4 protein-coding genes are annotated in these 4629 nt (G+C 75.7%); 3 read left to right on the top strand and 1 reads right to left on the bottom strand.

The window, feature by feature from the left end; genetic code table 11:
- A partial coding sequence (locus tag DY240_RS24105) for a sortase domain-containing protein (RefSeq protein WP_199702287.1) occupies positions 1 to 599 on the top strand: 599 nt, incomplete at its 5' end.
- 363 nt (positions 600 to 962) lie between these two features.
- Here the strand turns inward: DY240_RS24105 and DY240_RS24100 are convergent.
- Positions 963 to 1532: a TetR/AcrR family transcriptional regulator gene (locus DY240_RS24100; protein WP_119662265.1), complete on the bottom strand. Its 570-nt coding sequence runs from the start codon at positions 1530 to 1532 to the stop codon at positions 963 to 965.
- Positions 1533 to 1562: 30 nt separating this feature from the next.
- On the opposite strand from DY240_RS24100, the gene DY240_RS24095 reads away from it, so the two are divergent.
- Together DY240_RS24095 and DY240_RS24090 are read left to right on the top strand one after the other, a co-directional pair.
- Positions 1563 to 2018 (top strand): SRPBCC family protein, encoded by a 456-nt coding sequence (locus DY240_RS24095; RefSeq protein WP_119662264.1) that lies wholly within the window; start codon positions 1563 to 1565, stop codon positions 2016 to 2018.
- 117 nt (positions 2019 to 2135) lie between these two features.
- Positions 2136 to 4629, top strand: a 2494-nt coding sequence (locus DY240_RS24090) for an ATP-binding protein (protein WP_158602979.1), incomplete at its 3' end; no start/stop codon positions are given.

Raw genomic sequence — 4629 nt, 5'->3', positions numbered from 1 at the left:
GCGACCCGTCCGGCACGGGCCGGCCGGCCACCCCGCCGGCCACTCCAGCCGCGCCGACCACCCCGGCGGCGCCCGCCGCACCGAGTACGACCGCCGCACCGGCCCCGAGCCGCACGCCGACCCCGTCCCCCGCCCCCACGCGGGCACCCGAGACGGAGCTGGCCGACCCGGTCGCCGTCGCGGTCCCAGCGGTCGGCATCGAGGCGGCCATCGTGCCGATCGCCGTCGATGCCGGCAATGTTCTCGTACCGCCCCCGTACGGGGAGGCCGGCTGGTGGGCGGCGGGGCCGGAGCCGGGCGAGAACGGCGCGGCCGTCATCGCCGGTCACCTCGACAGCCGCGACGGGCCGGACGTGTTCTACCGGCTCGGGGACGTGGCGCCCGGCGACGAGATCGTCGTCACCCACGCCGACGGCGGCACGTCGAGCTTCCGGGTGGTGGACGTCGGCCAGTACTCGCAGGACGCGTTCCCGACCGAGGCCGTCTACGGCGGACCGGACGACCGGCCGCTGCTGCGGCTGATCACCTGCGGCGGCGAGTACGACCGGGGCCTTGGCCGCTACCGCGACAACGTGGTGGTGTTAGCCGAGCCCGCCTGACCGTTCGCCGCCCGCCACCCACCCACCAAAGTTGATCTTGGAGAAACGCCGGTATCCATCGGACATTTCGCCCCGCATTGGCGGCCTTACTCCAAGATCAACTTTCGTGGGTGGGTGGCGGGCCGTCGCGACCACACGCCCGTCGACGGGGACGGCACGGTCCACCACCCCGACGCCGAGCCCGCGCCGCTCACGTCGGTGCCGGTGAGGTGGGCGCAAGGTGACACCGTCGTCGTCCTCGCCGTCGTGGACGCCGGCCCGGGCCGGATCGGCGGGGCTGGACGTGACGATCCCCGCCGACGCGGAGCCGGCCGGCCGAGCTCGCCAGCGGGCGCCGGTCCTCACCGGCGGCGCCCACCGTCGTCACCGAGGAAGCGTCGCCGCGTACATCGCGACGAACTGCTCCATCGCGGCGTCGACACCGGCGCGGTCGCCGGTGGCGAGCAGGTCGAGCAGCAGGCCGCGGGCGACCGCGAGGCCGAGCCGGGCCTGCGCCCGCGCCACCTCGGGCGCGGCGCCGGCCCGCTCCATCGGCCCGGCCAGCGCCGTCACCCAGGTGTCGACGATGCCGTCGAGCAGCGGCAGGGCGGCCGGGTCGCCCTGCAGCGCGCGGCCGTAGAGCTCGAAGAACAGCCGCTCGTGCGGCCAGAGCACGGGGTCGGCGAGCCGGGCCCAGAACCGGCGGGCCACCTCGAGCGGGTCGCCCTCGACGGCGTCGAGCTCGGACAGCAGCTCGCGCTGGCGGTCCTCCATGGTCCGGGCGACCTCGACGAACAGGCCCTCCTTGGAGCCGAAATGGTAGATCAGCATGCGGTGGCTGGTGCCGAGCGCGGCCGCGATCTGCCGCAGACTCCGCTCGCCCACCCCGTTCGCCGCGACGTACTCGACCGCCGCCCGCAGTAGCCGTTCCTTCCCGCCACCCGCCTCCGCCATGACGTCTACCCTAGCTGTACCATTTGGTACATGGGTGTTCAACGCATCGACGTCTCGGCCACCACGACGGCGCCCGCGGCCGCCGTCTACGCGCTGCTGCGCGACGGCGCGAGCTGGCCGGGCTGGTCCCCGCTCGGCTCGTTCGAGCTGGAGTCCCCCGGCGAGGACGGCGGCGAGAGCGTCGGCGCGGTGCGGGTGTTCCGCACCGGCCGCACCACCAGCCGCGAGCGCATCGTCGAGCTGGTTCCCGACCGCCGGCTGAGCTACGTGCTGGTGTCCGGCCTGGCCATCAAGGACTACCGCGCCGACGTCGACCTCACCGAGGGCCCGGACGGCACCACCATCCGCTGGCGCTCCTCGTTCCGGCCCAAGGTGCCGGGCATGGGCGGCCTGTACCGCCGCACGCTCACGACGTTCATCCAGCGGTGCGCCGACGGCCTCGCCCGCGCGACGTCCGAAGCCCACCCGCGCCCGAACGCCCGCTGAGGGGCTGGCCGCCCTCCGGGTCATCGGCTAAGGTGCGAACCGGGCAGGCGGGCAGGACGCCGGTGGTGCCGGCGGCGGCTCGTCACGTGGTCGCGCTGGCGAAAGGTGAGCCCGGTCGTGCCGCACCCATCCCGAGGCGCCGACACCGCCGACCACGCCGAGGTCTCCGCGCCCGCGTTCGTCGGCCGGGAGCGCGAGCTCGCCGTCCTCGACCACGCCTTGGCGCAACCGCCGGCGGTGGTGCTGCTCGAGGGTGAGGCCGGCATCGGCAAGAGCCGGCTCCTCCGCGAACACGTCGCCACCGGCCGGCTCGGCGCGCTCGTCGCCACCTGCCCGCCCTTCCAGGAGTCGCTCACGCTCGGGCCGATCGTGGACGCCGTCCGGCAGAGCCGGGCGGCGGACCACCTGCCCGGGATGCCCGTGAGTCCCCTGGTGGGCGTGCTGCGGCCGCTGTTCCCGGAGTGGAGCGACCTCCTCCCGCCGCAGCCGGGTCCGCTGGACGATCCGAAGGCCTCCCGGCATCGCATCTTCAGCGCGTTGGCCGAGCTGATCGGCCATCTGCGGGTGCGCGTGCTCGTCGTCGAGGACGTGCACTGGGCCGACCGCGCGACGTTGGAGTTCCTGCTCTTCCTGGTCTCCCGGCGGCAGCCTCCGCTCGGCCTGGTCGTGAGCTACCGGCCCGAGGACGTCCCCGACGGCTCGCTGCTCCTGCGGTTGTCGTCGCGGCTGCCCGCCGGATGGTCCCAGGTGCGGCTCACCCTGCCGCCCCTCGACGTGGCCGCGACGGCCGGGCTGGTCTCCTCCATGCTGGGTGGCGAACGGGTCTCCGACGAGTTCGCCGGCTTCCTGCACGACCGGACCGACGGCATCCCGCTGGCCATCGAGGAGTCGGTGCGCCTGCTGCGCCAGCGCGACGACGTGCTCCGTCACGACGGCGAATGGATCAGGCGCAGCCTGGACGAGCTCGCCGTGCCGCCGACCGTCCGCGACTCGGTGCTGGAACGGGCGCAGCGGCTCGGCCCGGCGGCGCGGCGAGCGATCGAGGCAGCGGCGGTGCTCGCCGAGCCCGCCGAGGAGCGGCTGATCGCGGAGGTCGCCGGGCTCGACCCGGCCGGCTCGCGGGCCGCGCTCGCCGAAGCGGTGCGCAGCGGCCTGCTGGCCGACGACGACCGCGGCCGTCTGACGTTCCGCCACGCGCTGGTGGGCCGGGCCGTCTACGACGCGCTCACCGGGGTCGACCAGCGCCGTCTGCACGGCCGCGCCGGTGCGGCACTGGAACGGCGGGAACCGCGGCCGGTGGTGCAGCTGAGCCGGCATTTCCAGGCCGCCCGCCAGATCGGGAAGTGGTGCACGTACGCCGAGCAGGCCGCGGACCATGCCGCCGCCTCGGGCGACCACACGACGGCCGTGACGCTGCTCGTGCGGCCGCTGGCGACGGCGCCGGTCCCCGCGCCGGCCGCGGTACAGCTGGCGGTCAAGCTCGCCACCGCGGCGGCAGCACGCCGCGAGCCCGTCGACGACCTGCACCACGCGGCGATCCGGACGCTGCGGGACGTCCTGGGCCGCGGTGATCTCGCGCCGCGCGAGCAGGCCGACATCCGCAACCCGCTCGGCCGGTTGCTGCTGCAGGCCGGCGAGTTCGAGCAGGCGCATGCCGAGCTGTCCCGCGCGGTCCCCGACCTCGCCCACGACCCGGTGGAGGCCGCCCGCGCGATGACCTACCTGGGATACCCGTTGCAGGGACCGTGGCCGGCCGCCGTCCACCTCGGCTGGCTGGAGCGGGCGGCGCGGGTGGCTCCGGGCGTCGGCACGCCGGTCGACCGGCTCGCGCTGACCGCCGACCGCGCCGCGGCGCTGCTCGCCCTGGGACAGGAGGCGGGATGGACGGTCGCGGCCGAGCTGCCGGCCACCGTGACGGACGCCGACGAGCGGCGGGAACTGGCTCGCGGCCTGGCCAACATCGCCTATGTCGCCACCGGCTGGGGGCGGTACGCCGACGCCGAGGCACGGCTGGCCACCGCGACCGAGCTGGTCGGCCTCACCGGTTACACGCGGCTGCAGGCGACCGTGCTGGCGATCGAGGCGCAGCTGGACTGGTACACCGGGCGGTGGGCCGGCCTGGCCGAGCGGGTGACGGATCTGGTCGCCGCCGCCGACCTGGAGACGTCCGGCAGCCTCGAGCCGTTCCTCGTGGACGGGCTGCTGCACGCGGCCGCCGGATCGCCCCGCAGAGCCGAGCAGCGCTTCCGCAGCCTGCTCTCCGATGCGCCGGCCGACAGCATCGCCGCGCTGCCGGTCACGCCGGCCGCCGCGCTCGCCGCGCTGCGGCTGGACGCCGGCGACGTCGCCGGCGCCGCCGCCGTCACCGACGAGCCGATGCGCACGATCGTCACCAAGCAGATGTGGGTCTGGGCCAGCGACCTGGCGCGGATCCGCCTCGACGTGCTGCTCGCCGCCGGCCGCAACGCAGAGGCGGCCGAGCTGCTGGCGGCCTACGAGGAGGGCCTCGGCGACGTCGACGCGCCGGCGTCGCGGGCGGCGCTGCTGACCTGCCGCGCCGCGGTGCTCGCGGCCCAGGGCGAGGCCCTGGGCGCGGCTGCCGGGTACGCGG

Source organism: Jiangella rhizosphaerae (assembly GCF_003579925.1).
GTDB classification, from domain to species: Bacteria; Actinomycetota; Actinomycetes; order Jiangellales; family Jiangellaceae; genus Jiangella; species Jiangella rhizosphaerae.
The sequence above is the reverse complement of the archived record's forward strand: the minus strand, read 5'-3'. Positions and strand labels throughout refer to the sequence as shown.

Coding starts and splice junctions, on each gene's coding strand:
- DY240_RS24100 (WP_119662265.1), bottom strand. CDS start 1,532: ATGGCGGAGGCGGGTGGCGGGAAGGAACGGCTACTGCGGGCGGCGGTC.
- DY240_RS24095 (WP_119662264.1), top strand. CDS start 1,563: ATGGGTGTTCAACGCATCGACGTCTCGGCCACCACGACGGCGCCCGCG.